The sequence below is a fragment of the Herbidospora sp. RD11066 genome (genome assembly GCF_054661255.1).
This window is the reverse complement of record NZ_BAAGDO010000009.1, coordinates 367,262-389,737: the sequence shown is the minus strand read 5'-3', so window position 1 is coordinate 389,737 and position 22,476 is coordinate 367,262. Positions and strand designations below refer to the sequence as shown.

At 70.3% G+C, this 22,476-nt stretch carries 19 protein-coding genes; 8 read left to right on the top strand and 11 right to left on the bottom strand.

What is annotated here, in order from left to right; genetic code table 11:
• Window positions 1–92 precede the first annotated feature (92 nt).
• Genes ACYQ78_RS31425 through ACYQ78_RS31415 form a run of 3 tightly spaced genes read right to left on the bottom strand, consistent with a single transcriptional unit; the run spans window position 93 to window position 3,367 of the window.
• Window positions 93–1,550 (bottom strand): glutamate--cysteine ligase, encoded by a 1,458-nt coding sequence (locus tag ACYQ78_RS31425; RefSeq protein WP_459804564.1) that lies wholly within the window; start codon window positions 1,548–1,550, stop codon window positions 93–95.
• A 27-nt stretch (window positions 1,551–1,577) separates the two neighbouring features.
• Entirely contained in the window at window positions 1,578–2,216 is a 639-nt protein-coding gene (locus tag ACYQ78_RS31420) for a response regulator (RefSeq protein ID WP_459804563.1), read from the bottom strand.
• A complete protein-coding gene (locus ACYQ78_RS31415) occupies window positions 2,213–3,367 on the bottom strand; it encodes an ATP-binding protein (RefSeq protein WP_459804562.1) in 1,155 nt (384 codons plus the stop codon). The genes ACYQ78_RS31420 and ACYQ78_RS31415 overlap by 4 nt, the downstream gene beginning before the upstream one ends.
• A 155-nt stretch (window positions 3,368–3,522) precedes the next feature.
• On the opposite strand from ACYQ78_RS31415, the gene ACYQ78_RS31410 reads away from it, so the two are divergent.
• The 5 genes from ACYQ78_RS31410 to ACYQ78_RS31390 all read left to right on the top strand — a co-directional run bounded on the left by ACYQ78_RS31410 (window position 3,523) and on the right by ACYQ78_RS31390 (window position 9,743).
• Entirely contained in the window at window positions 3,523–4,971 is a 1,449-nt protein-coding gene (locus ACYQ78_RS31410; protein WP_459804561.1) for a PspC domain-containing protein, read from the top strand.
• Entirely contained in the window at window positions 4,961–5,173 is a 213-nt protein-coding gene (locus tag ACYQ78_RS31405; protein ID WP_459804560.1) for a hypothetical protein, read from the top strand. The genes ACYQ78_RS31410 and ACYQ78_RS31405 overlap by 11 nt, the downstream gene beginning before the upstream one ends.
• 90 nt (window positions 5,174–5,263) lie before the next feature.
• Entirely contained in the window at window positions 5,264–5,860 is a 597-nt protein-coding gene (locus ACYQ78_RS31400) for an SRPBCC domain-containing protein (protein WP_459804559.1), read from the top strand.
• 95 nt (window positions 5,861–5,955) lie between these two features.
• Window positions 5,956–8,688 (top strand): CDP-glycerol glycerophosphotransferase family protein, encoded by a 2,733-nt coding sequence (locus tag ACYQ78_RS31395; RefSeq protein ID WP_459804558.1) that lies wholly within the window; start codon window positions 5,956–5,958, stop codon window positions 8,686–8,688.
• On the top strand, window positions 8,685–9,743 hold the full coding sequence (locus ACYQ78_RS31390; RefSeq protein WP_459804557.1) for a glycosyltransferase: 1,059 nt from the start codon (window positions 8,685–8,687) through the stop codon (window positions 9,741–9,743). The genes ACYQ78_RS31395 and ACYQ78_RS31390 overlap by 4 nt, the downstream gene beginning before the upstream one ends.
• 2 nt (window positions 9,744–9,745) lie before the next feature.
• On the opposite strand, the gene ACYQ78_RS31385 is transcribed toward ACYQ78_RS31390, so the two are convergent.
• The 5 genes from ACYQ78_RS31385 to ACYQ78_RS31365 all read right to left on the bottom strand — a co-directional run bounded on the left by ACYQ78_RS31385 (window position 9,746) and on the right by ACYQ78_RS31365 (window position 13,392).
• A complete protein-coding gene (locus tag ACYQ78_RS31385; protein ID WP_459804556.1) occupies window positions 9,746–10,072 on the bottom strand; it encodes a helix-turn-helix domain-containing protein in 327 nt (108 codons plus the stop codon).
• Window positions 10,069–10,443, bottom strand: coding sequence for a type II toxin-antitoxin system RelE/ParE family toxin (locus ACYQ78_RS31380; RefSeq protein WP_459804555.1), 375 nt, complete (start codon window positions 10,441–10,443; stop codon window positions 10,069–10,071). Before ACYQ78_RS31380 ends, ACYQ78_RS31385 begins: the two co-directional genes overlap by 4 nt.
• Window positions 10,444–10,516: 73 nt before the next feature.
• Complete coding sequence (locus tag ACYQ78_RS31375) at window positions 10,517–11,563, bottom strand: sulfotransferase family protein (protein WP_459804554.1); 1,047 nt, start codon at window positions 11,561–11,563, stop codon at window positions 10,517–10,519.
• A gap of 4 nt (window positions 11,564–11,567) precedes the next feature.
• Entirely contained in the window at window positions 11,568–12,569 is a 1,002-nt protein-coding gene (locus ACYQ78_RS31370) for a sulfotransferase family protein (RefSeq protein ID WP_459804553.1), read from the bottom strand.
• Complete coding sequence (locus ACYQ78_RS31365; protein WP_459804552.1) at window positions 12,562–13,392, bottom strand: CDP-alcohol phosphatidyltransferase family protein; 831 nt, start codon at window positions 13,390–13,392, stop codon at window positions 12,562–12,564. Before ACYQ78_RS31365 ends, ACYQ78_RS31370 begins: the two co-directional genes overlap by 8 nt.
• 175 nt (window positions 13,393–13,567) lie before the next feature.
• Here ACYQ78_RS31365 and ACYQ78_RS31360 point away from each other — a divergent pair, with 175 nt between their 5' ends.
• Window positions 13,568–15,082 carry a stealth family protein gene (locus ACYQ78_RS31360; protein ID WP_459804551.1) on the top strand — a complete coding sequence of 505 codons (1,515 nt, stop codon included), beginning with the start codon at window positions 13,568–13,570 and terminating at the stop codon, window positions 15,080–15,082.
• Here the strand turns inward: ACYQ78_RS31360 and ACYQ78_RS31355 are convergent.
• Genes ACYQ78_RS31355 through ACYQ78_RS31345 form a run of 3 tightly spaced genes read right to left on the bottom strand, consistent with a single transcriptional unit; the run spans window position 15,057 to window position 20,214 of the window.
• Window positions 15,057–17,981 (bottom strand): CDP-glycerol glycerophosphotransferase family protein, encoded by a 2,925-nt coding sequence (locus ACYQ78_RS31355; RefSeq protein WP_459804550.1) that lies wholly within the window; start codon window positions 17,979–17,981, stop codon window positions 15,057–15,059. The two genes, ACYQ78_RS31360 and ACYQ78_RS31355, sit on opposite strands and share 26 nt — an antisense overlap.
• Window positions 17,978–19,270, bottom strand: coding sequence for a polysialyltransferase family glycosyltransferase (locus ACYQ78_RS31350; RefSeq protein WP_459804549.1), 1,293 nt, complete (start codon window positions 19,268–19,270; stop codon window positions 17,978–17,980). Before ACYQ78_RS31350 ends, ACYQ78_RS31355 begins: the two co-directional genes overlap by 4 nt.
• Complete coding sequence (locus ACYQ78_RS31345) at window positions 19,267–20,214, bottom strand: glycosyltransferase family 2 protein (RefSeq protein WP_459804548.1); 948 nt, start codon at window positions 20,212–20,214, stop codon at window positions 19,267–19,269. The genes ACYQ78_RS31350 and ACYQ78_RS31345 overlap by 4 nt, the downstream gene beginning before the upstream one ends.
• Before the next feature lie 197 nt (window positions 20,215–20,411).
• Here ACYQ78_RS31345 and ACYQ78_RS31340 point away from each other — a divergent pair, with 197 nt between their 5' ends.
• A complete protein-coding gene (locus tag ACYQ78_RS31340) occupies window positions 20,412–21,716 on the top strand; it encodes an FAD-binding oxidoreductase (protein WP_459804547.1) in 1,305 nt (434 codons plus the stop codon).
• On the top strand, window positions 21,713–22,447 hold the full coding sequence (locus tag ACYQ78_RS31335) for an SDR family NAD(P)-dependent oxidoreductase (RefSeq protein WP_459804546.1): 735 nt from the start codon (window positions 21,713–21,715) through the stop codon (window positions 22,445–22,447). The genes ACYQ78_RS31340 and ACYQ78_RS31335 overlap by 4 nt, the downstream gene beginning before the upstream one ends.
• Window positions 22,448–22,476 lie beyond the last annotated feature (29 nt).

Sequence of the window (22,476 nt, the reverse complement as noted above, 5' to 3'; positions counted from 1 at the left end):
ACATCCGGAGGTCTTCCATTTGATCAAGCATCAGCTACGGCGAGTCACCAACCTGATGGCCGAGTACATCTAGCGCCGAAGGGGTCCCGGCGTCATCCCCACAGGTGTACGGGTTCGTTGGTGTGCATGTTGGCCATGTACTCGAGCGTCATGCGGCGCATGGCCTCGTGGCCGCCGCCGTGCTCGGCGACCTTGCGGACCTGCCAGGTGGCGCCGGTGACCCCGGTCAGGCAACGCTGCTCGATGATGCCGAGCAGGCGGTCGCGGCACTTCGGGTCGCAGCCCCACAGGTTGAGGCCGTCGTGGGCCAGCGGCAGCAGGCGGCGCAGGATCAGCTCGGACGCGGTGACCTCGCCCAGGCCGGGCCAGTAGAGGTGGGCGTCGATGCCGTACCTGGCCGCCGCGCGCAGGTTGTCGGCGGCGGCGGAGAACGACATCTGCGTCCAGACCGGGCGTTCGGCGAACGGGAGCACCCGCATCAGGCCGTAGTAGAAGGCCGCGTTCGCCAGGATGTCGGCCACCGACGGGCCGGCGGGCAGCACCCGGTTCTCCACGCGCAGGTGCGGGAGGCCGCCGGAGACGGCGTAGACCGGGCGGTTCCAGCGGTAGACGGTGCCGTTGTGCAGGGTCAGCTCGCCCAGTGAGGGGATGCCGCCGGCCTCCAGGACCATGGCCGGATCCTCGTCCTCGCACAGCGGGAGCAGCGCGGGGAAGAAGCGGTTGTTCTCCTCGAACAGGTCGAAGACCGAGGTGATCCAGCGTTCGCCGAACCAGACCCGGGGGCGTACACCCTGGGCTTTGAGCTCGTCGGGCCTGGTGTCGGTGGCCTGCTCGAACAGGCTCAGGCGGGTCTCACGCCACAGTTCCTTGCCGAACAGGTAGGGCGAGTTGGCCGCGACGGCCACCTGCGGGCCCGCGATGGCCTGGGCGGCGTTCCAGTGGGCGGCGAAGTTGCGGGGGCTGACCTGGAGGTGGAGCTGGACGCTGGTGCAGGCCGCCTCGGGGGTGATGCTGTCGGCGTAGGTGTGCAGGCGCTCCACGCCGTCGATCGCGATGCGCAGGTCTTCGCCCCGGGCGGCGAAGATCTGCTCGTTCAGCAGCTTGTAGCGGGGGTTGGCCGAGAGGGTGCCCTCGTGGAGGTCGCTCTCGCGCAGGGTCGGCAGGATGCCCACGAGCACCATGTGGCCGCCGACCGTGCGGGCCTGCTGTTCGGCGTGGTTGAGCGAGTTGCGGATGGTCTGTTCCAGCTCGACCATGCCGTTGCCGCCCAGCTCGCGCGGCTCGACGTTGATCTCGACGTTGAACTGGCCCAGCTCGGTGGCCCAGTCGGGCGCCGCGATGGCGTCGAGCACCTCGGCGTTCTTCATCGCGGGCTCGCCCTGGTCGTCGACCAGGTTGAGCTCGATCTCCAGCCCGGCCAGCGGGCGCTCGGAGTCGAAGCGGGCCTCGCCCAGCATGCGGGCGAGCACGTCGAGCGAGCGCTTCAGCTTGTCGCGGTAGCGCCGCCGGTCGTCGCGGGAGAACTGCGTCGCGGGTACGTCTCGCCCCATTCGGTCAGACTGCCACGACAGGGGCTTTCAAACCAGACGGCGTGCGGTGGCCCATCTCGACAACTCGTGGCGGTTGGAGAGCTGGAGCTTCCGCAGCACCGACGAGACGTGGGTCTCGACGGTCTTCACGCTGATGAAGAGCTCTTTCGCGATCTCCTTGTACGCGTACCCGCGCGCGATCAGCCGCAGCACCTCACGCTCACGCTGGGTCAGGGAGTCGAGCTCGGGGTCGATCGGCGGGGCCTCGGTGGAGGCGAAGGCGTCGAGCACGAACCCGGCCAGGCGAGGAGAGAAGACGGCGTCGCCGTCGGCCACCCGGGAGATGGCGTCGGTCAGCTCGGCGCCGCTGATCGTCTTGGTGACGTAGCCGCGGGCGCCGCCCCGGATCACGCCGATCACGTCTTCGGCGGCGTCGGAGACCGACAGCGCCAGGAACCGCACCTGCGCCCCCGAACCGAGCACCCGGCGCAGCACCTCGACCCCGCCGCCCCCGGGCATGTGGACGTCGAGCAGCACCACGTCGGGTTCGAGCTCGGCGATCGTGGCCACGGCGGTCTCGACGTCTTCGGCCTCGCCGACCACCTGGATGGAGGGGCCGAGCTCGGCTCGTACACCCGAACGGAACAACCGGTGGTCGTCCACGATCAGCACTCTTACCGTCTTCATCCTGTGGTCCTCTTCATCGTCAGCATGATCTCGGTGCCCTCGCCCTGGGCCGTCTTGACGCGCGCCGTGCCGCCGAAGCGCTCCATCCGGCCGATGATCGACTGGCGGATGCCCATGCGGTCGTCCGGTACGTCGTCCATGACGAACCCCTTGCCGCGATCCCGGACGAAAACGGTCGCCTCGCCGGGCTCGACCTCAAGGTAAACCGATACCACGGGCGATTCGGAATACTTCGCCGCGTTGACCATCGCCTGACGGCTCGCGTGGACCATGGCGCGCAGCCCGTCGTCGAGGTCGCAGTCGCCGACGCAGACGATCTCGATGGGGACACCGTGGGCGTCCTCCTCCTCGGCCGCGGCCCGGCGCACGGCGGCGGCGAGGGTGGCGTCGGCGTCCTGTTTCGGCATGTAGAGCCAGTTGCGCAGGTCGCGCTCCTGGCTGCGGGCCAGGCGGGTGACCTCGCGCGGGTCGTGGGCGGCGCGCTGGATCAGGGTCAGGGTGTGCAGCACCGAGTCGTGGACGTGCGCGGCGACCTCGGCGCGCTCCTCCTGCCTGATCCTTTCCGTACGTTCCTTCTGCAGCTCCCGCCACAGACCCGCCAGCCACGGGGCGGCGATCAGCGCGACGCCACCGAGCACGACCCCGGTGAAGACGAGACCGGTGCTGGCCTGGGCGAGCTGGTCTTGCGCGGCAAGGAAGCCGACCACGCCGACGCCGACGAGCAGCAGCCCGATGCCCGAGCGCACCCACGTGGCGCGCACCCGGCCGACGGTCGAGTTCATCCACTTCTGCCGGCGGCCCGGCTCGGCCTGCTGCCACAGGATGAGCGAGCCGATGCCGCCGACCGCGATCGGCCACATGGCCAGGCCACCGGCCGCCGCCCCGCTGACCAGGGCGAGCGCGCCGAACGCGAAGCCGAGCAGGCTGTAGGCGGCCACCTGGCCCCAGTCGCGGCTGCCCGCACGGTCGTGGTGCTCGGGGTGCTCGGTCGCGGTGAACATCCACAGGGCGGCGTAGGCCACCACGCCGACGCCGTCGAGGATCGTGAGCAGCACGAACGCCAGCCGCAGCACGACAGGGTCGAGGCGCAGCTGAGCGGCGGCCCCCTGGGCGACACCGGCGACCACGCGCCCGGCCCGGGGCCTCAGCATTCTGGGGGACGCCTCGGCGGCGCCAGGGTTATCCGACATTGCTCCTGCATCGTCACATGTCGCGTCGCGCGCGGGCATCAGGGCGAGCCCCTGAGAGGGGTCTCAGGGACGTCCCCGATGGCGGTCATCCCAGGAAAACGGACAGGATGGGGACCATGACCGTGGTACCACCCGAGGAGAACCCGCCGGCCCACGAGCCGCTGGCCCGTGCGTCGGAGGGGCGCATGCTCATGGGCGTGTGCGCCGGGCTGGGCCGCTTCACGGGCATGGACCCGGTGCTGTTCCGCGTCGGTTTCGCGGTACTGCTGCTGGGGTCCGGCATCGGCATCATCCTCTACATCGCCGCTTTCCTCCTGATGCGCGAGCCGGGCGGGGGGCCCGGCTACGTCGAGCAGTGGACGCGCAGGATATTCGACGCCGAGACCGTGATGGCCGCCCTGGTGTCGGTCTTCCTGCTCGGGCTGATCGTGAACCTGGCCTCGGGGGGCATCGACCGGGGCACGATCGTGGTGGGCGTGCTGCTGGCGATCGCCCTGCTGGCGGCCCACTCACGCGGCGTCGACGTGGTCGGGTTGATCACGTCGATCCCCGAGCGGCTGGCGGGCCGCCGGGGCGTGACCCGCATGGAGCCCGTGTCCGTCGCGTCCACCTCCTCCTACACGGTGGGGGCCTTCACGACCGGGGCGACGGGGGGCAACTTCCGCGAGACGGTCAAGGAGTCGTTCCGGGAGTCCTACCGGATGTCCTTCGGCCGGGAGCCCGGGGGCGTGAAGACGCCCGAACCCGAGACGCCGCCTCAGGAAGCACCCACCAGGGAGTCCAGGTCGCCCGATGGTTACCGGCGGTTGTCCGATCTGGCCTATGAGGCCAGGCAGGCGGCCTACGCGACGGGTGAGGCGTTCGCGCCCCACGGGCCGTTCGCCAAGCGGGCGCCGGCCCCACCGCCGCCGCCCCCGTCTTTCAAGGTGCCGAAGGCGCCCAAGGTCAAGAAGCGCAGGTCCTATATCGGCCGCCTGACATTCGTGCTGGCAATGCTCGTTGGAGGGGTCATGGTCGCCGTGCAGCAGCCCGGCACCGAATCGGTGAGCCTGCCGATGGTCGGCGGGGCGATGCTCGCCGTCATCGGCGGCGGTCTGCTCGTCGCCACCTGGTTCGGCCGGGGGGCCGGGCTGATCGCGCTGGGCGTGATCGTCGCGGTGGCGCTCGTCGTGGGCACCTCGGTCACCGGCATACCGAAGCGGGTCGGCAGCTATACCTGGCATCCGACCACGGTCGCCATGGCCGAGCGCACCTACGCCGTGGGCGTCGGCGCGGGCGAGCTCGACCTCACCGACCTGGAGATACCTCCCGGAACCCGCGTGCGCTTCGACGCGTCGGTGTCGCTGGGGCAGCTCACCGTGGTCGTCCCGCCCGACGCGATCATCGTGGTACACGGCGAGACCCGGCTGGGCGACATCAAGATCGACCATCAGGTCAGCGACGGCACCGACGTCCGGATCAGCCGGACGCTCAGCCCCGTGACCACTCCCGAAGGCCAGGCGGCCACGATCGAGCTGCACGTCTCCGCGGGCGTCGGCGATGTGGAGGTGCGCCGTGGCGCCTGACGTTCCCGACAGGTCCGACCGCAAGAGGGGCCACCGCACCGACTGGATGGCACTGCTGTGCGGCCTGTTGTTCGTGGGGGTCGGGGTGCGCTATCTGACCGACCCGACTCCCGATCCGGCGATCATCGGGCCTATCCTCATCGGGGGTCTGGGGATGGCCGGTATCGCGGGCATCCTGGCCAAGGTGATCCGGAAGCGGTGACCCGAGGGTTGATCTGCGACTTCGCAGGCGTACGTTCGGAGTTTGGCGGTAGTTGTCTCCGGAGCGGCTTTGAGAGAACGGAGTCGAGCCATGCGATTCGAGCACGAGTTCACCGTGCCGGTCCCGGTCGACCAGGCGTGGTCGGTGCTTCTCGACGTGGAACGGCTGGCCCCCTGCCTGCCGGGCGCCACGCTCGACTCCGTCGAGGGTGACACCGCCGTCGGCTGGATGAGGGTCAGGGTCGGGCCGATCATGGCCGTCTACCGGGGCAGCGTCGAGATCGCCAACGTCGACAAAGACGCCCGGACCGTCCAGATCACCGCGCGCGGGACGACCGGCGCCGAGACCGGCGAGGCGACCATGGTCGCCCGGCTGGCTGAGGAGGCCGAAGGCGCCCGGGTGGTCCTGGAGCTGACCTACGCGGGCCCCGAAGACGTCGGTGCCCGGTTCGCCGCCAATCTGGCCGCCGCGATCGAGGGGCGGCGGCATCTGACGGTCGTCCCCGATCCCCTGCACGAATCCCACCCTTCGGGCACGCTGCGCACCTCCCGGACCGCCGAGGAGGAGGCGTTCGACCTGCGGGAGGCCGCGGGCGCGTCGCTGCTCAAGCGGCTGGCCCCGGTGGTGGGCGGGCTCGGGGCGATCGGGCTGATCGTTTACGCGGTGCGGCGCTGGGGTCGCCGGTAAGCCGTCGGCAAAGGTTGACCACAGAGGGCAATCGTCCGATTTCATAGGGGAACATCCCATATCAGCGATTTTCGTCTGATATCGGGAGGTGGCCCATGGCGGCCCGACCGGCAGTAAGCGTGGTCGTGATCACCTACAACGACGCGGCCCGCCTCCCGAGGGCCGTGCGGTCCCTGTACGCCCAGACCCTCTGCGACCTCGAGATCATCGTGGTCGACGACGCCAGCACCGACGACACGCCCGACGTCTGCTCCCGCTTCCCGGGGGTGCGCTACATCCGGCGCGAGGAGAACTCGGGCGGCTGCGGCGCCCCCAGGAACATGGGATTGGACGCGGCGCGGGCGCCGTACGTGATGTTCCTGGACAGCGACGACGAGCTGCCGCGCCACGCGTGCAAGGCGCTGCTGACGGAGATCGAGCGGACCGGCGCCGACTTCGTGTCGGGCCAGATCATGCGCGTCTACGAGCCCAGCGGCACGACCGCGCCCTACTACCCCGAGCTGTTCACGCCCCGGCGCGTGGTCGAGGGCATCCGGGCCGAGCCCGGCCTGTTCCTCGACGGCTTCTCCACCAACAAGATCTACGACGTCGGCTTCCTGCGCCGCCACGAGCTGCGATTCCGGGAGAACCTGCACTACGAGGACCATGTCTTCACCGCCGAGCTCTACGCCCGCTCCGAGCGGTTCGCGATCGTGCCGTGGCACGTCTACCTGTGGCACCGGGCGTCGGGCGAAGGCCGGTCGATCTCCCTGAATCTGCGGGACGTGGCGAACGTACGGGCCAGGATCGCCGCCGCCGAGAGCGCCGACCAGGTGCTGCGCGACGCCCTGATGGGCGACCTCGTGGCCCATCGCCAGTTCCGGTTCGTCCAGCAGGACCTGCGGGTCTACCTCAACGCGCTGCCGAAGTTCGACGCGGTGTGGGCCAAGGAGATGGCCGCGGTCGTGCGGCCCTACCTGGAGCGGCTCGACCACGGGGTGCTGGAGCGGGCCGACCCGATGACGCGGGTCTGCGGCGAACTGCTGCTGCGCGACCGGGTCGAGGACCTGTGCGTGGCCGCCCGCAGCCTGACCGGCCCGAAGGCGCCGCCGCGCCACGCGGTCAGGGTCGACGGGCTGACCTACTGGGGCACCGAGCCCGACCCGGCGTTCGAGATCACCTCGATGCGGCTGGCCGAGCTGCCCTATTCGCAGGCGCGGCTGCGCCACGAGGTGACCGAGATCTCCGCCGCCGGTTCGATCCTGTCGCTGTCGATCACCACCTACGACCCCTTCGGCATCGTCTGCCTGGACGCCGTGGCCGACCTGATCGCCAAGGGCCGGCGCGTCCGCCTGATGCCGCGCCGCCAGCCCGACGGGACGATCCTGACCGAGGTCGACCTCGACCTGGCCACGATCCCGCTGGGCCACAGCGGCGCCTACGAGCTCCGCCTCGGCTTCACCCGGCCGCTCGACGGCCACACGGCCGGCGACAAACTGCTGGTCAGCGCCGGTCTCGAACCGCTGACCCTGACGACGAAGGGCTACGAGATCACCGCCCGCCCGTGCGGCGACACCGCGACCCTGCGGCTCCACTGGCGCAGAACCGGGCTGCTGCGGACGATCGCCCGGCGTCCCCGGATCCGCCCGCACGCCGAACGGATGGCCGGGCTGCCGATGCTCGTGCGCAGGCGCCTCGCGCTCCGCCACGTGAAACTCGCGGTCTACAAGGTGCTGGTCCGTTTCGTACCGAGAAAAAACGATCTTGTCCTGTACGAGGCCGACTGCGGCCGCGGCTACACCGGCCACCCGCGCTACCTCCACGAAGAGGTGACCCGAAGGGGCCTGGACCTGAAAGCCGTCTGGTCGCGCGCGTCGGGTGTGTTCCCCGGGCACCTGACGACGGTCCGCCGGATGAGCTGGCGGCACATCTGGACCATGGCCCGCGCGGGCTGGTGGGTCGACAGCCACGGCATGCCGCTGGGCTTCCCGAAACCGCGCAAGACCCGCTATCTCCAGACCTGGCACGGCCAGGGCATCAAGTCGGTCGGCCTGGACGCTCCCGACCTGCGCGGCGACTTCCTCGGCCCGCGCGAGGAGTGGCGCGCCAACGTGGCCCGCTGGGACGTGCTGATCTCCCCCGGCGCCGAGTTCGAGCGCACCTTCGTCCCGTCGAACGAATACGCCGGCCCGGTGCTCCGCTTCGGCTCCCCGCGCTGCGACGTGCTCTTCCACGGCGACCCCGAGGCCGCCCGGCGGGTGCGTAGAAAACTGGAGATCCCTTCGGACAAGAAGATCATCCTGTACGCACCCACCTACCGGGACCTCACGAGGGGCGCCTCCGTCCGGGCCGACCTGCGCGCCCTGGCCGAGGACCTGGGCGACGAGTGGGTCGTGGTCCTGCGCACCCATCCGATCGAGACGTACGCCGTCCCGGAGAACCTGCGCTGGTTCGTCCGCGAGGCGGGCGCCTACCCGGAGGTCAACGACCTGATGCTGGCCGCCGACGTGCTGGTGACCGACTATTCGTCGCTGATGTGCGACTTCGCCGTCACCGGCAAGCCCATGGTCTTCCTCATCGACGACTGGGACACCTACCGCACCACCGAACGCGGCAGCGCCTACGACCTGCCCGCCATCGCCCCCGGCCCCTGCGTCACCACGACGAAGGACCTGGCCGAGGCGATCCGCGCCCCGTGGAGCCCGGAGCGGTACGCCGCCTTCCGCCGCACCTGGTGCGCCGACGAACGGGGCCACGCGTCGGCCCGCGTCGTGGACGCCTTCTTCGAAGGCCGCGCCTCCGACCTGCCGGTACCCGAAATCCATCTTCCGACGGAGGCCACCCTGTGAACACCGTCGCCTTCGCCTGCATGGACGCCGACACGCTCGGCGGCATCCAGCGCGTCTCCCACACCCTGGCCCAGGGCCTGGCCCGGCGGGGATACGACGTCCACGTGATCGGCCTGCACCGCTCGGCCGACCCGGTGACCTACATCGACGACCCGGCCTACGGCCAGCACGAGATCAACCCGGGCCCCCGCTGGCGCTTCGGCGCCACCAAACGCGCCCGCGCCCTGCTCGACGGCATCTCCCCAGGCCTCCTGGTCATGACCTCACCGGGAGTCGTCACCCGCCTGGGCGGCCTGCTCGGCGGCCACCGGGGCATCGGCCAGTACCACGGCTCCTTCGCCCACGCCCGCGGCACCTGGCACTTCGGCTCGGTCAGAGCCCTGTACGGCAACCTCGACCAGTCCGTCTTCCTCAGCGAGGACGACGCCTGGCGCTTCGCCGAGGAGGCCCTGCTCCCCAACACCTGGTACATCCCGAACCCGCTCCCCGGCTGGCCCCACCGGGTGTCGCCGCTGTCGGAGAAACGCGTCTTGGGCATCGGCCGCCTGACCGGCGTCAAACGCTTCGACCGCCTGATCACGGCCTTCGCCCGCGCGGGCCACCCCGACTGGGAACTCCACCTCATCGGCGACGGCGACGACACCGACCGCCTGATGCTCCACGCCGTGACCGAGGGCGTATCGGCCCAGGTCAGATTCCGGGGCCGCATCCCTGCCGGCGAGATGCCGGCCGAATACCGCGCGGCGTCACTGGTGGCCCTGTCGAGCGAACACGAGGGCCTCCCGCTGGTCCTGGGCGAGGCCGCGGCCTTCGGCCTCCCGACGGTCGCCTTCGACGTGTCGGGCGGCGTCCGCTCGCTGATCGACCATGACCGAACGGGCCTGCTGGTCCCTCCGGGCGACGTCCCCGCCCTGGCTGCGGCGTTGACGACCCTGATGGCCGACGGGCAGCGCCGCGCGGAGATGGGCGCGGCGGCCCGAGAGCATGCAGCGACCTTCCGCCTAGAACCGGTCCTGGACCAGTGGGAACTCCTCTTCACCCACCTCAGCCGGTGAGGTCAGGCCACTTTCACCGAGTGAGAGCCCACGCTGATGGTGATGTCGAGGTGCCCGCCGAGCGCGGCGGCATAGGCGCGGAGCGTCTCCAGCTCCATGACCTCGATGTTGCCGTTCTCGATCTGGGAGATCCGCGACTGGGTCACCCCGAGGATCTCGGCGACCTCGGCCTGCGTCTTGCCGATGGCTTTGCGCAGTTCTCCGAGCTGGTAGCCAGCGATGTAGGCGTCTTGATCGGCACGGGCCTTCGCCCTGCGTTCTGGGGTGGCCCTTTCGGGATTGAGGCGGTGCGCCTCGGCTTTGACGTCTTCCCAGCGACGAGCTCTCATCGACCGGCCTCCTTCTCCAGTTTCGCCCGGTATTCGGCGTAACGTGCCTCAGCGAGCGGTATGGCCTTCTCGTACCAGCGGGACCATTCTCCCGCTTTGTCTCCGGCAACTAAGAAGATCGCAGAACGGTCCGGGTCGAAGACGAAGAGCAGTCGGATCTTCGATCGCCCACGAGAGCCGGGCCGCAGCTCTTTCAGGTTCCGGAGGTTGCTGTGCTCAAGGGTGTCGACCATTGGCCGCCCCAGCACAGGTCCGCATTCGGCGAGACGGTCGATCGCGGCTTCAATCGCATCCGCCGTCTCGGGATCGGACACGTTGAGCTTCAGAAACCACGACTCCACCGGTTCCAGAAGGACGATATCCCAGGTCATGCGAGGAACATAACCTCAGACTAATACCCTGACGGGCGATTTCCCAGGGCTGGTGTCCCAGGAAATCGCCCGCCTACGACGATTCGACCAGTTGGTGTTGCGGCAGAGGCGGGAGGCCCGCCAGGGCTCGTTGGCCCGTGGTGAGCAGGGCCGGGATCGGGCCTGGTTCCCACAAGCGGCTCAGGTGTTCGCGGCTCACCCGTTTCAGCCTGGCGCCCCGGCGCTTGGCCGCGGTCGTCCGGTAGGCGAGGCGGTGTTCTCTCGCCGCGGGGGCCGTGTCGGTCAGTTCGTAGCCGTGGCGGGCCAGCCTGGAGCCGAGCATGGTCTCGCACAAAGCTATTTGCCAGGGTTCCAGGCGGTTGGACCAGCTGCCGCTGCGTGAGGTCGTCACGGCGGAGTGGGTGTTGGCGTGCCAGACCTTGTGGGATGGGACCGCCACGTCGGCGAGGTGGTGGGGTTCGCACATGGCGGGGTCGAACTCCTCGCCGATGAAGCCGCACAGCCGCTTCAGGGACAGTTCGGGGTCGGCCGTCAGGTCCTCGTAGCGCAGTTCGTAGTACGAGCCGCCCGGCAATGTCGCCGCGTGGTGTCTGCCGAAGTCGATGGCCTCGGCCCAGTTGGCCATCGCGTGGTAGACGTCCAGTTTGTACCAGGGCATCTCCATCAGCGAGGCCACGCAGTCGCGGCCGTCGCGGACCAGGTGGATGAACTGGGCGTCCGGGAACAGGCGCAGGAGCATGTCCACGTTCTTGAAGTAGCTCGGCCTCTTGTCGCCCCAGCGCGGCTTGCCGAAGCGGGCCGCGTAGTCGCGGAAGACCGTCCCCAGGACCGAACCGAGGGTCCCGGGGGCCGACACCGCGTGCCGGACGTAGTCGCCACGGTCCAGGCCGAGTTCGCGGAACTTGGTGTCCCTGTCGCCGGCCACCCACTCGGCCAGCCGCCGCCGGTTCTCCGGCCGTCGCATGTCTCCGTGCGACCGCCGGGCGGCGTAGGCCTGGATCATGAAACGGGTCTCCGGCGGGACCGCGATCCGTGGGTGGCTGTGCAGCATGAGCTGCAGCATCGTGGTGCCCGAGCGGGGGCAGCCGATGACGAAGACCGGCCTGTCCAGTGTGGCCATAGGGTCAGGAGCCCAGCCCGGCCAGCTCTCGCTGGCCGTCGGTGAGCTGGGCGGCGACCGGGCCCGCCTCGCGGAAGCGGTTGAACCATTCCGTGACGGCGCGCTTGCGGTAGCGGCGCTTCCAGTGCGCGGCGGTCTTCTCGTACGCCGCGACGTGCTTACGCTCGGCCTTCGGGGCGCCCGACAGCTCGTAGCCGTACGACGTCAGGCGCTCGCCCATGACGGTCTCGCACAGCGAGATCTCCCAGGGCTCCAGGCGTTCCGACCAGGTGCCGGCGCGGGCGGTGGTGACCTCGCCGTGGGTGTTGGCGTGCCACGACTTGTGCGACGGGATCGTGTCGGCGACCTTGCTGGGCTCGCGCATCGCCGGGTGGTAGTCCTCACCCAGGAAGGAGCACAGCTTCTTGAGTTCGAGCTCGGGGTCGGCCGTCAGGTCCTCGTACCGGAGCTCGTAGTAGCTGTCGGGGCCGAGGCCGCACTTGCGGCCGAAGTCGATGGCCTCGCACCAGCGGTTGACCGCCTGGTAGATGTCCTCCTTGAACCAGGGCATCTCCTTCAGCGACGACACGCAGTCGCGGCCGTCGCGGATGATGTGGATGATCTGGCAGTCGGGGAACATCGCGATGAGCGCGTCCATGTGCTTGATGTACGGCGGGCGCTTGTCGCCCCAGCGCGGCTTGTCGTGCTGCTCGCCGAACATCTTGTAGACCAGCCCGACGACCGAGCCGAGCGAGCCGGGGCCGGCCACGGCGCGCTCGATGAACTCGTTCTTGTCGATGCCGAGGTCGCCGAACTGGGTGCGGGAGCCGCCGGTGACCCACTGCGCCATCTCGCGGCGGCGGTCGGGGTTGCGCAGGTCGCCGAAGCGGCGGCGCTTGAGGTAGGCCTGCACGAGGATGCGCGTCTCCGGCGGGATCGCGATCCGTGGGTGGGCGTGCAGCATGAGCTGGAGGAGCGTGGTCCCCGAGCGGGGGCACGCGACGATGAAGATCGGCCGATCAGACAAGCACTTTCACCCTTTCCGGTACGACCCGGTCGGCCTCACGGGCCGCCAGCCAGGTGCGGTAGACGAGAGCGGCCTCGAACGCGGCCAGCAGCGCGCCCGTGGCGAGCGCGGTCCAGAACATCGCGGTCGCCCCGAACAGGGGCGCGACGACGAAGATCGCCGCGTGGAACTCGATGCCGCTCATGAGATGGGTCCGGACGCGGCGCCGCCCGAGGAACAGGCGGAACCGGTCGAACCAGGGGAATCTGCGGCGGAAGGCCGACTGGAGATCGACGACGTGGTCGTCCCGAGGGTCGGCCAGCGGATTGGCCAGCAGGACGTCCTCGACGAACACGGGGTCGCCGCCCGTCGAGGCCCGCACCCGGTTGCGGGCGGCCTCCCTGACGTTGAGGAGCTGGGGGCCGTTGACGTACCGGAACAGGTCCAGGACGACGATTCCGGCCGCCAGCCACACGTGGTCGTGACCGAGGGCGAAGCCGAAGGCGCACGCCCCCACGCGCAGCCGGTCGCCGACGTAGTCGAGCCACAGGCCGAACGGGGTCCCGTTGCCCTTCAGCCGGGCGATCTTGCCGTCCATGCAGTCGACGGTGAAGCTCAGGTAGAACAGCACCGCGCCCGGAAGCAGGGCACCGGCCGCGAAGCAGGCGGCCGACGCCAGACCGAGCAGCATCGACACGGCGGTCAGCCCGTTGGGCGTGATCGAGGTGTGGTTAGCGGTCAGGAGCGCGAGCCTGCACGCGACCGGGTCGACCGCGAAGACGGTCCACCAGGAGTCCCGTGGCTTGCGCGCCGCCAGTATGTCGTCGAGCGTGAAGCCCCCCATGAACGTAAGAATGACTACGCCGAGTAGTCGTCAACGGGTTCTTCTGGGCTCCCCAGAGCATCTCGTTGCCACTTCTTGACCATTGCCCTGACGTGGGCAAAGCCCCCGCCAACGCGCTCGGACGTCCGGTAGGGTCGCCGCATTCTTCGGGGGGAGAGCCATGCCGGTGTCCACGTTGTACCGACAGCTTCACAGCCGCCTGACCGCGCGCGAGCCGATGCCGCCCAAGGTGGCGTTGATCAGGCAGGACGCCAGTCCCGCACAGGCGTCACGGGAGACTTTCGACCTGATCTGCCGGTCCCTGACCGGATCGGCCATTCCGTTCTTCTGTGTACGGCCCATGCGCGGCCGTCCACCGGTCATCGCGGTGCGCTCGTCGTACCGGCAGAGGGCCATCACGTCGCTGTCCCGCCACGGCCTCTACGCCGCGCGGCTGCCGGGTGGCCGGCACAAGGTCAACGAGCTGGGCAAGGTCCGCCAGCTGCGCCGCAACGACATGGGCGACGCCAAGGCGATCCGGCTGTGGCTCTACTACGCGAGCCCGTCCCGGACCCTCACGCTCGGCCCGGAGTCGGGCGTCGACGTGGAGTTCTGGTCGCGTGAGGGCGAGCTGCTGGTGGCGCCCCGGCCCAACCGGGTGTGCGAGGCGGTGCCGGTCGAGGACGACTGCGTCGAGGCGCCCGAGTCGATGTTCAACCGGCTCGTCTCCGACAGCGCTCGGGTCTATCCGACGCGCCCGGAGTTCGCCCGCCGCCTGGTCGACGACGTCGACTTCCCGATCGACGCGGTCTACACCTGGGTCGACGGCAACGACCCGGCCTGGCGGGCCCGCAAGGAGCTCGCGCTGACCGGCGGGCTGAGCGACCTGGCGACCAGCGACGCGCGGTTCGTCAGCCGCGACGAACTGCGCTACTCGCTGCGCTCGCTGATGACGTACGCGCCCTGGATCAGGAACATCTATGTGGTCACCGACCAGCAGCGGCCGTCGTGGCTGGTGGAGGGCGATCGCATCAGGATCGTCGACCATCGGGAGATCTTCGCCGACCATTCGGTGCTGCCGGTGTTCAACAGCCACGCGATCGAGTCGCGGCTGCACCACATCGAGGGGCTCTCGGAGCACTTCCTCTACCTGAACGACGACTTCTTCCTGGGCAAGGTGCTCTACCCCGAGACGTTCTTCGAGGGCAACGGCATCACCCGGTTCTTCCCGTCGATCGCGCAGGTGCCGTTCACGCTCAACGAGGACAACCCCGTCCACCAGGCCGGCATGAACAACCGCCGCATGCTGGAGGAGCTGTCCGGGCGCACGCTGACGCAGAAGATGAAGCACGTGCCCTACGCGCTGCGCCGCTCCTTGCTGTTCGAGCTGGAGGAACGGTTCCCGACGGCGTTCAAGGAGGTCTCGGGGAGCCGGTTCCGCCGCTCCAGCGACATCTCGACGGCGTCGTCGCTGGCCCACTACTACGGCTATCTGAGCGGCCGGGCGGTGCCGGGCCAGATCGACTACACCTACGTCGACCTGGCGCTGCCGAAGACCCCGGCGAAGCTGCGGCGGATGCTGGCCAACCGCGAGCACGACGCGTTCTGCCTCAACGACACGGCGACGACGACAGCGGACCAGGACAACGCCCTGGCCCGCTTCCTCGACGCCTACTACCCGATCCCTACACCGTTCGAGATGAACCACTGAGCAGGATGTCGACCACGCGGGACGACGCCCTCCCGTCGTCCCACGGGCAGAACCTCCGCTGGAACAGCGTGTAGGCGGGCGGCACCGACGCCTCCCTGATCGCCTCGATGGTCTCGTCGGTGGTCCGCGTCAGCGGTCCCGGCGCCTCCTCGGTGAAGTCGAAGTAGAAGCCGCGCAGCGTGTCGCGGTAGCGCTCCAGGTCGTAGGTGTAGAAGACCATCGGCTTGCCGGTGCACGCGAAGTCGAACATGGCCGACGAGTAGTCGGTGACGAGCACGTCGGCCGCCTGGTAGAGGTCGGCGACCTCGGGGTAGTTCGTCACGTCGATCGCCGGGGCCGGGACCTTGGGCCGGTCGGTGATCAGGTGGTGGGCCCGCACCAGCACCACGTGGTCCTTCAGCGCGAACTGCATGCGGGCCAGGTCGAGCTCCATCGACAGGCGGCGCCTCTTGCCGCGGTGGAGGTCGTCTCGCCACGTGGGTGCGTACAGGACGACCTTCTTGCCCGGCGGGATGCCGAGCCTCTTCCTGACGGCGAAGGCGCGGTCCCTGAAGAGCAGGTCGTTGCGGGGGTAGCCGGTCGACAGCACCACTCCCCGGTAGCCGAACGCGCGCCGCATGATGGGCGTCGAGAACGGGTTCGGGGAGATCAGCAGGTCCCACTGCGGCACGTCGCGGGCCATCCAGTCGAGCAGCTCGGTCCGCCGGAACGGCAGGTCGCGCAGGTCGTGGCCGAGTTTCTTGAGCGGCGTGCCGTGCCAGGTCTGGAGGTAGGTCTGGCCGGGCGGCTTGGTGTACCAGTGGGGCTGGGTGCGGTTGCCGACCAGGTAGCGCGCCGTCGCCAGCGCGTGTTCGTGCTCCTTGGAACCGTGCAGGACGACCCGGGAGTCCTCCGGCGTGTCGAACGAGCCGTCGCGGGTGACCCAGACGTACTCCAGCGGCAGGTTCCGCGTCCGCATCTCGTCGAAGATCGCGCGCGGGTTGCAGGAGGCCAGCCGGCCCCCATAGGCGTCGAAGACGACCGTCTCCCGCAGACCGCCCTTCTTGAAGTGCCTGACCGTCCCCCGCAGGCGCCGTTCGGCGAACCGGCCCCGCTCGTCGTCCTCCAGCGCGGGCTGCACCACCACGAGGACCTCCCCTTCCAGTTCGGTACGGAACGACACCCGGTGCACCCCGATCCGGCGCGGAGACGGCGACACCCCCACGCGCAGGCGAAGGGGTGTGCCGTCGACCTTCCGCAGGCGCCAGACGCCCACGCGGGCGGGCGGGGTGATGAGAACCCTGCCGTCGTCGCCCGGCTGGTGGGTGGTGCCCTGGAACACCAGCGGCTGGACCTTCCTGGTCTTCACCGCGAGCCGGTCGCCGGCCCACTCGACCCAGGCGTGGCCCCGGTCCTTCACCGGCCGCCGCAGCACCAGGCCGTCTTCGGTCAGGCTCGGCTGGTGGGCTCCCCCGGCGGGATAGCGCCGATATCCGGTGTCGGGATGGGCCTGCGGCACGCCCTTCCTGACGACCTTCCCGTGGGTCACCGAGCAGTGCAGGTTCCAGCGGCCGGGGGCGACGTCGGCCAGGTCGATCGAGGCCTCGAACCCGGCGTCGTCGTGGCAGGTGGCCGACTGGCCCGAGTCGGCGGTGGCGTCCATCCGTTTGGTCCGCTTCACCGCCAGGGGGAGCCGCACCCCGTCGCGCTGGAGCCACACGTCGATGGCGCCGTGCGAGCTCTCCAGGTGGGTGATGTAGGCGTAGCCGCGGGCGGTCATCCGCGATCCGTCCATCTGGACGCCGTCGACGACCGCCTTCAGGGTGAAGTCGACCGCAGGGTCGTACACCGAATCGGGGATGCCCTTCGCGGGGTCGCGCAGGCCCGGATAGTCCATGAACCAGCGGCGTTTGAACCAGCCGTGGCGGACCGCGCCCGCGTCGCTGAGCGAGGCGCGGCGGAACATCCGGACCTCGCGCAGTTCGGGCACCATCCGGTTGGCGGCCAGGTGGAGTTCGAGCCGCCGGATCGACGGCTGCCGGGCGATCGCCTTCGGGTGGAGCACGCCGAGGGTCTCGGCCAGCGAGTCGAGCAGGTCCTCCTGCTCCTGCCCCTCGGCCGTCTCCAGCGACTCCAGCAGGAACGCCAGGTCGAACTCGGTGACCTGGAGGTCGTGCTTGGCCCACAGCCTCGGCGCGCGCTCCTTCAGGAACTCCGACACCGCCCGCATCGAGGCCAGCCGGTCGAGCACGTTGGCCGGTTCGGTGCGCCGCTGGGTGATCGAGCCCGAGCGGATGCGCCAGTGGTAGACGACGTCCTCGAGCACGTCGGTCGAGCCCGCCAGGACGTGGGCCGGGATGGTGACCGGCGAGTCCTCGTAGTGGCGGGCCGGGAACGCGAAGGCGTGGCGGTCCCAGAACTCGCGCCGGAAGACCTTGTTCCAGACGGTCCGGTCGGTGATGAGCGCGTGGTGGCGGCGGATGTGGGTGCCGGTGATCGTGGTGGCGAACGCCTCGGCGTGCCCGGCCGAGGGCCGCAGCTTGCCGCTGATCAGGCGTTTGACGTTCCCGCAGGCCAGGTCGGAGCCGCTGGCCTCCAGGCTGGCCACCAGCGTCGAGTAGGCGAGCCTGGGCACCGTGTCGTCGCTGTCGGCGAAGGCCAGGTAGGTGCCCCGGGCCGCCCGCGCCCCCGTGTTGCGGGCGGGCCCGAGGCCCTGGTTCTCCTGCTCGATGAGCACGAACCGGGGATCGGCGGCGGTCATCTCCTTGGCGATGACCGCGCTGCCGTCGGTCGAGCCGTCGTCGACCAGGACGTACTCGACGCTCTTGAGCCGCTGCTTGGCCAGCGAGGCCAGGCAGCGGGGCAGGAACTCGGCGACGTCGTGGAAGGGCACCACGACCGACAGCTTCGGGCGGCTCATACGTTCACCAGCCGTCGCGCGAAGCGCAGCGCCCGCCGCCACAGCGGCACCCTGACCGGCTTCTTGACCAGGCCGTACCGGATCAGCCGCTGGCGCGGGAAGTAGCGCCAGCGCAGTTCCTTCGGCAGTTCCCGCACCGCCGCCTCGGCGCTGGCCCGCAGGTGCGGCATCCGCTTGCGCTGCGCGCAGTAGACGACCCCCTCGACCAGGCGGGGCAGCAGGTCGGGCGAGACCGGCGCCGGGACCAGCGCGCCGACCTTGGTCAGCTCGGGCACCGAGGCGTCGACGATCGTGAGGGCGACCCGGTTGCTGTTCTCGTAGGGCCGCAGCCGCTCCAGCACGCGCGGGCAGCCGACCGTGGCGACGGGGATGCCGAAGTAGTGCCGGGCGGTGATCAGGCCGGTGGAGAACGTGCCGACGACCAGGTCGGGCCGGTAGGTGGCGAAACACGTCTCGGCCGGCACCGCCTCGGGCACGACGGTGAGCTGCACGCCGAGCGACTCGGCCAGCGCCGTCATGCCGCGCACCTGGCGGCGGCCCGCCGACGGGTGGGGTTTGAACCGGACCGTGGTGAAGCCCCGGGCGACGACGCCCTGCAGCATCGCCGCGTGGATCGCCTCCTCCTCTTCCCACGTGATGAGCCCGGCGTCGGACATGTACTGGCTGAGCAGCAGCGCCCCGCCGCGCCCGCCGACGGGGGTGACCGCGCCGACCTTGCCGACGATGTCGCGGAAGGCCACGTCGGGCACCGCGACCGCCGGGACCTTGTGCTCCGACAGCAGCAGCGGGCGCATCCCCTCGATCAGGTCGAGGTAGAGCAGCCGCTCGACGCGGGCGCCCAGGTCGCCGGGGATGGGGTCGCGGGTCGGGCCGTAGCTCATCAGGCCCTCGGAGTAGACCGTGATTGGGCAGCCGGAGAAGATCTCCGCCAGCCCGCGCGCCGGGTAGGCGCCGATCGACTCGACGATCAGCTCGTCGGGGGCGTGCCCGTCGAGCAGCCGCTGGGTGAGCAGCCGCCGCAGCAGCGGCCCCTGCTCGGGGCGCACCCGCACGCGCACGGGGTGGTAGGGGGCGATCAGCTCGTTCCAGAAGTGCACGTGGTCGAACCGGTCGCCGATCGCGTCGAAGGCGGGCGTCCGGTGGAGGGGGGAGATCAGCTCGGGTACGGCCACGTTGCTCGACACGAGCAGCACGCGCCGCCCGGCCGGGCCGAACAGACCGGCGTCGATGGCCGCGGCCAGCGTCATCGCCCCGAACAACGTCGAACAGTAGAAGAGCTGGGTTTTCAAGGCAGAAACCTCCTGAGCAGCTTCTCGCGGGCGTGGCCCAGCGTCGGCAGGACCACCGCGAGGGCGTCCGGCGGGACCTCCCGCAGGGCGGCGGTGGCCCGGGTGGCGAAGGTGGCCGCGACCTCGGGCTTCAACCGCCCGCGCAGCTTGTGGTGGTAGGCGATCAGCGCGCACAGGTTGTGCGTCGCCTTGCGGACCAGCTCCGGGTCGTCCCCGTCGAGGTCGTGGATGACGCCGAGGTAGGCGTCGATGAAGTGCAGTTGCCGTTCGTCGCCGACCTGGGTGAGCGAGGCCTTGAGGCCGCGCCGGTAGAACACGCCGGTCAGCGAGGCGACGGCGAAGGTGGCGGCGTGGAGGTGCAGCCGCCACACCCAGGCCCGGTCTTCCGCGGTGGCCAGGGTGGGGTCGAACGTGAGCAGCCCCTGGTCGGCGAGGGAACGCCGGTAGATCCCGGCCCAGGGCACCGGATAGTCGACCATGCCGAGCTTCCCCATGCCCGTGATGCCCTCACGAGCGGTGAACACGACGCCGCGCCGCTGCTCGGGGGCCCGGCGCACCTCACGGTTGACGCCGGTCACCCGCACGTGGTCGACCCGGACGAAGTCGCAGCCCAGCCTCTCGATGGCGTGGACCAGCTGAGGGAGGTAGCCGGGGGCGTACCAGTCGTCGCCGTCGAGGTAGGTGACGTAGGTGCCGGTGGCGGCGGACAGGCCCAGGTTGCGGGCCGCCGAGACGCCGGAGGAGGCGTCCCTGCCGATGACGGTCAACCCGGGCAGGTCGCCGCGGAACCCCTCGGCGATCTCCCGGGTCGCGTCGGCCGAGCCGTCGTCGACGACGATGAACTCGAAGTCGGCACGCGCGTTGGCGCGCAGGGAGGTCAGGGCGTCGGCGATGTGGCGTTCGCCGTCCCTGACGGGAACGATCACCGAGAGGGTGGCGGCCATACGGGGCGACTCCAACGGGCGGAACGGTGTGGCTGACAGGGCGGTTACCCCCGCAACCCTGCCCGTCACGGTGAGTCACGGCCGATCTCTTGACCCATCCTTGAGGCGCAGGTCACCCGCCCGTGGCGGGTGCGTGCTCGCCCTCCCCCCGAAAGCCGGGATAACGTGACGCGATCGGTCAATCACGGAGAGAGTCGATGGCGAACAAGACGATCCTCACCGGCTGGGGCCGTACCTCCCCGAGCGTCGCCGAGCTGCTGCGGCCCGAGGCGGAGGAAGACCTGGCCTCGCTGGTGCTGGCCTCGGGCGGGCGCGGGATGATCGCGCGCGGCCTCGGCCGCAGCTACGGCGACCCGGCGCAGAACGCGGGCGGGCTGGTGCTCGACATGACCGGGCTGGCCGCGATCGGCCCGGTCCGCGACGGCTACGTCACGGTCGAGGCGGGGGTGAGCCTCCACCGGCTGATGCGCGAGCTGGTGCCCGAGGGGTGGGTCCCGCCGGTCATCCCGGCGACCCGGCAGGTGACCGTGGGCGGCGCCGTCGCCGCCGACATCCACGGCCGCAACCACCACGCCGACGGCTCGTTCGGCTGCCACGTCACCGCTCTCGACCTGCTCGGCGCCGACGGCGTGACCCGCACGCTCACCCACGACGACCCCGACTTCTGGGCGACCGTGGGCGGCATGGGCCTGACCGGGGTGATCACCAAGGCCACGATCAGGCTGCTGCCGATCGAGACCTCCCGCATGATCGTCAACACGTGGAAGTGCCGCGACCTCGAGACCGTGATGTCCCGGCTGGCCGAGGCCGACGCCGTCCACCGCTACACCGCCGCCTGGCTCGACTGCCTGTCGCCGCAGGGCCGGGGCGTCGTCGAGGGCGCCGACCACGCGCGGCAGGGCGCGGCCCGCTCGTTCCGGGCCCGGCCGTTCGAGGCCTCCCCCGGATTCCTGCCGGTCGGGCTGCTCAACCGCCACACCACGAGCCTGGTCAACCGGGCTGTCTACCTCACCGCCAAGCGCGAATCGGTGCAGGTCAGGCCGCTGGCGTCGTTCTTCCACCCGCTCGACAGGGTCGGCCACTGGAACCGCTTCTACGGGCCGCGCGGGCTGGTGCAATACCAGTTCGTGGTGCCGCTGGGCGCAGAGCAGACGCTCATGAAGGTCGTCGAGCGCATCAGGCGCAGCCACGCCGCCTCGTTCCAGACCGTGCTCAAGCGGTTCGGGCCCGGCAGCGGCGGCTGGCTGTCGTTCCCGACGCCCGGGTGGTCGCTGGCGCTCGACTTCCCGACCACCACCAAGGGGCTGGCCTGGCTGCTCGACCGGCTCGACGAACTGGTGGCCGAGGCGGGCGGGCGGGTCTACCTGGCCAAGGACTCGCGGCTGCGGCCCGAGCTGCTGCCGGTGATGTATCCGGGGCTGGCGGCCTTCCGGGAGCGGCGCCGGGAGCTCGATCCACGCCTGGTCTTCCAATCCGACCTCGCCAGGAGGCTGTCCCTGTGAAGAACGCGTTCGGCGAACCGCAGAGCCTGCTGCTCGTCGGCGGCGCCTCCGAGATCGCGATGGCGACCGCGATGCGGCTGGTCCGCCGCCGGGTGCACCGCGTGATCCTGGCCGGGCGGCCGTCCCCGGCCCGCGACGCCGCGGCGGTCCGGCTGGCCGAGGCGGGCGCCACGGTCGAGACGGCCGACTTCGACGCCTTCCGGGTCGAGGAGCACGCCAAGGTGATCGGCGACGTGTTCTCCACCGGCGACGTCGACGTCGCGCTGATCGCCTGCGGCCTGCTGGGCGACACCGACCTCGACCCGCTGAAGGCCGCCGACGTGGCGATGGTCAACTACGTCGGGGCGATGACCTCGGCGATCGTCTGCGCCGACGCCATGCGCCGGCAGACCCACGGCGCGCTGGTGGTCTTCTCGTCGGTGTCGGCCGGGCGCCCTTCACCCACCGATTTCCTGTACGCCTCCGCGAAGTCGGGCCTCGACTCCTTCGCCCGCGGCCTGGCGGGAGCCCTGCGCGGATCCGGCGTCCACGTGATGGTGGTCCGGCCCGGCTTCGTCCGGACGAAGCTGACGAAAGGGGTGAACCCGCCCGCCTTCGCGACCAGTCCCGAGACCGTGGCGGGCGCGATCCTCGACGGCCTGCGGGCGAAGTCGCAGGTCGTGTGGGTGCCGGGGATCCTGGGTCAGCTGATGCGGCTGCCCGGTTCGGTCATCCGCCGCATCACCGGGTGACATACCTCAGAAATCTCCCAAGAACGGGC

What these genes read in the sequence shown, in the direction of transcription:
- ACYQ78_RS31400 (WP_459804559.1), top strand. Translation starts at nt 5,264, where the DNA reads ATGCGATTCGAGCACGAGTTCACCGTGCCGGTCCCGGTCGACCAGGCG.
- ACYQ78_RS31380 (WP_459804555.1), bottom strand. Translation starts at nt 10,443, where the DNA reads ATGACCTGGGATATCGTCCTTCTGGAACCGGTGGAGTCGTGGTTTCTG.
- ACYQ78_RS31345 (WP_459804548.1), bottom strand. Translation starts at nt 20,214, where the DNA reads ATGGCCGCCACCCTCTCGGTGATCGTTCCCGTCAGGGACGGCGAACGC.
- ACYQ78_RS31425 (WP_459804564.1), bottom strand. Translation starts at nt 1,550, where the DNA reads ATGGGGCGAGACGTACCCGCGACGCAGTTCTCCCGCGACGACCGGCGG.
- ACYQ78_RS31365 (WP_459804552.1), bottom strand. Translation starts at nt 13,392, where the DNA reads ATGGGGGGCTTCACGCTCGACGACATACTGGCGGCGCGCAAGCCACGG.
- ACYQ78_RS31385 (WP_459804556.1), bottom strand. Translation starts at nt 10,072, where the DNA reads ATGAGAGCTCGTCGCTGGGAAGACGTCAAAGCCGAGGCGCACCGCCTC.
- ACYQ78_RS31375 (WP_459804554.1), bottom strand. Translation starts at nt 11,563, where the DNA reads ATGGCCACACTGGACAGGCCGGTCTTCGTCATCGGCTGCCCCCGCTCG.
- ACYQ78_RS31415 (WP_459804562.1), bottom strand. Translation starts at nt 3,367, where the DNA reads ATGCTGAGGCCCCGGGCCGGGCGCGTGGTCGCCGGTGTCGCCCAGGGG.
- ACYQ78_RS31420 (WP_459804563.1), bottom strand. Translation starts at nt 2,216, where the DNA reads ATGAAGACGGTAAGAGTGCTGATCGTGGACGACCACCGGTTGTTCCGT.
- ACYQ78_RS31395 (WP_459804558.1), top strand. Translation starts at nt 5,956, where the DNA reads ATGGCGGCCCGACCGGCAGTAAGCGTGGTCGTGATCACCTACAACGAC.
- ACYQ78_RS31355 (WP_459804550.1), bottom strand. Translation starts at nt 17,981, where the DNA reads ATGAGCCGCCCGAAGCTGTCGGTCGTGGTGCCCTTCCACGACGTCGCC.
- ACYQ78_RS31410 (WP_459804561.1), top strand. Translation starts at nt 3,523, where the DNA reads ATGACCGTGGTACCACCCGAGGAGAACCCGCCGGCCCACGAGCCGCTG.
- ACYQ78_RS31340 (WP_459804547.1), top strand. Translation starts at nt 20,412, where the DNA reads ATGGCGAACAAGACGATCCTCACCGGCTGGGGCCGTACCTCCCCGAGC.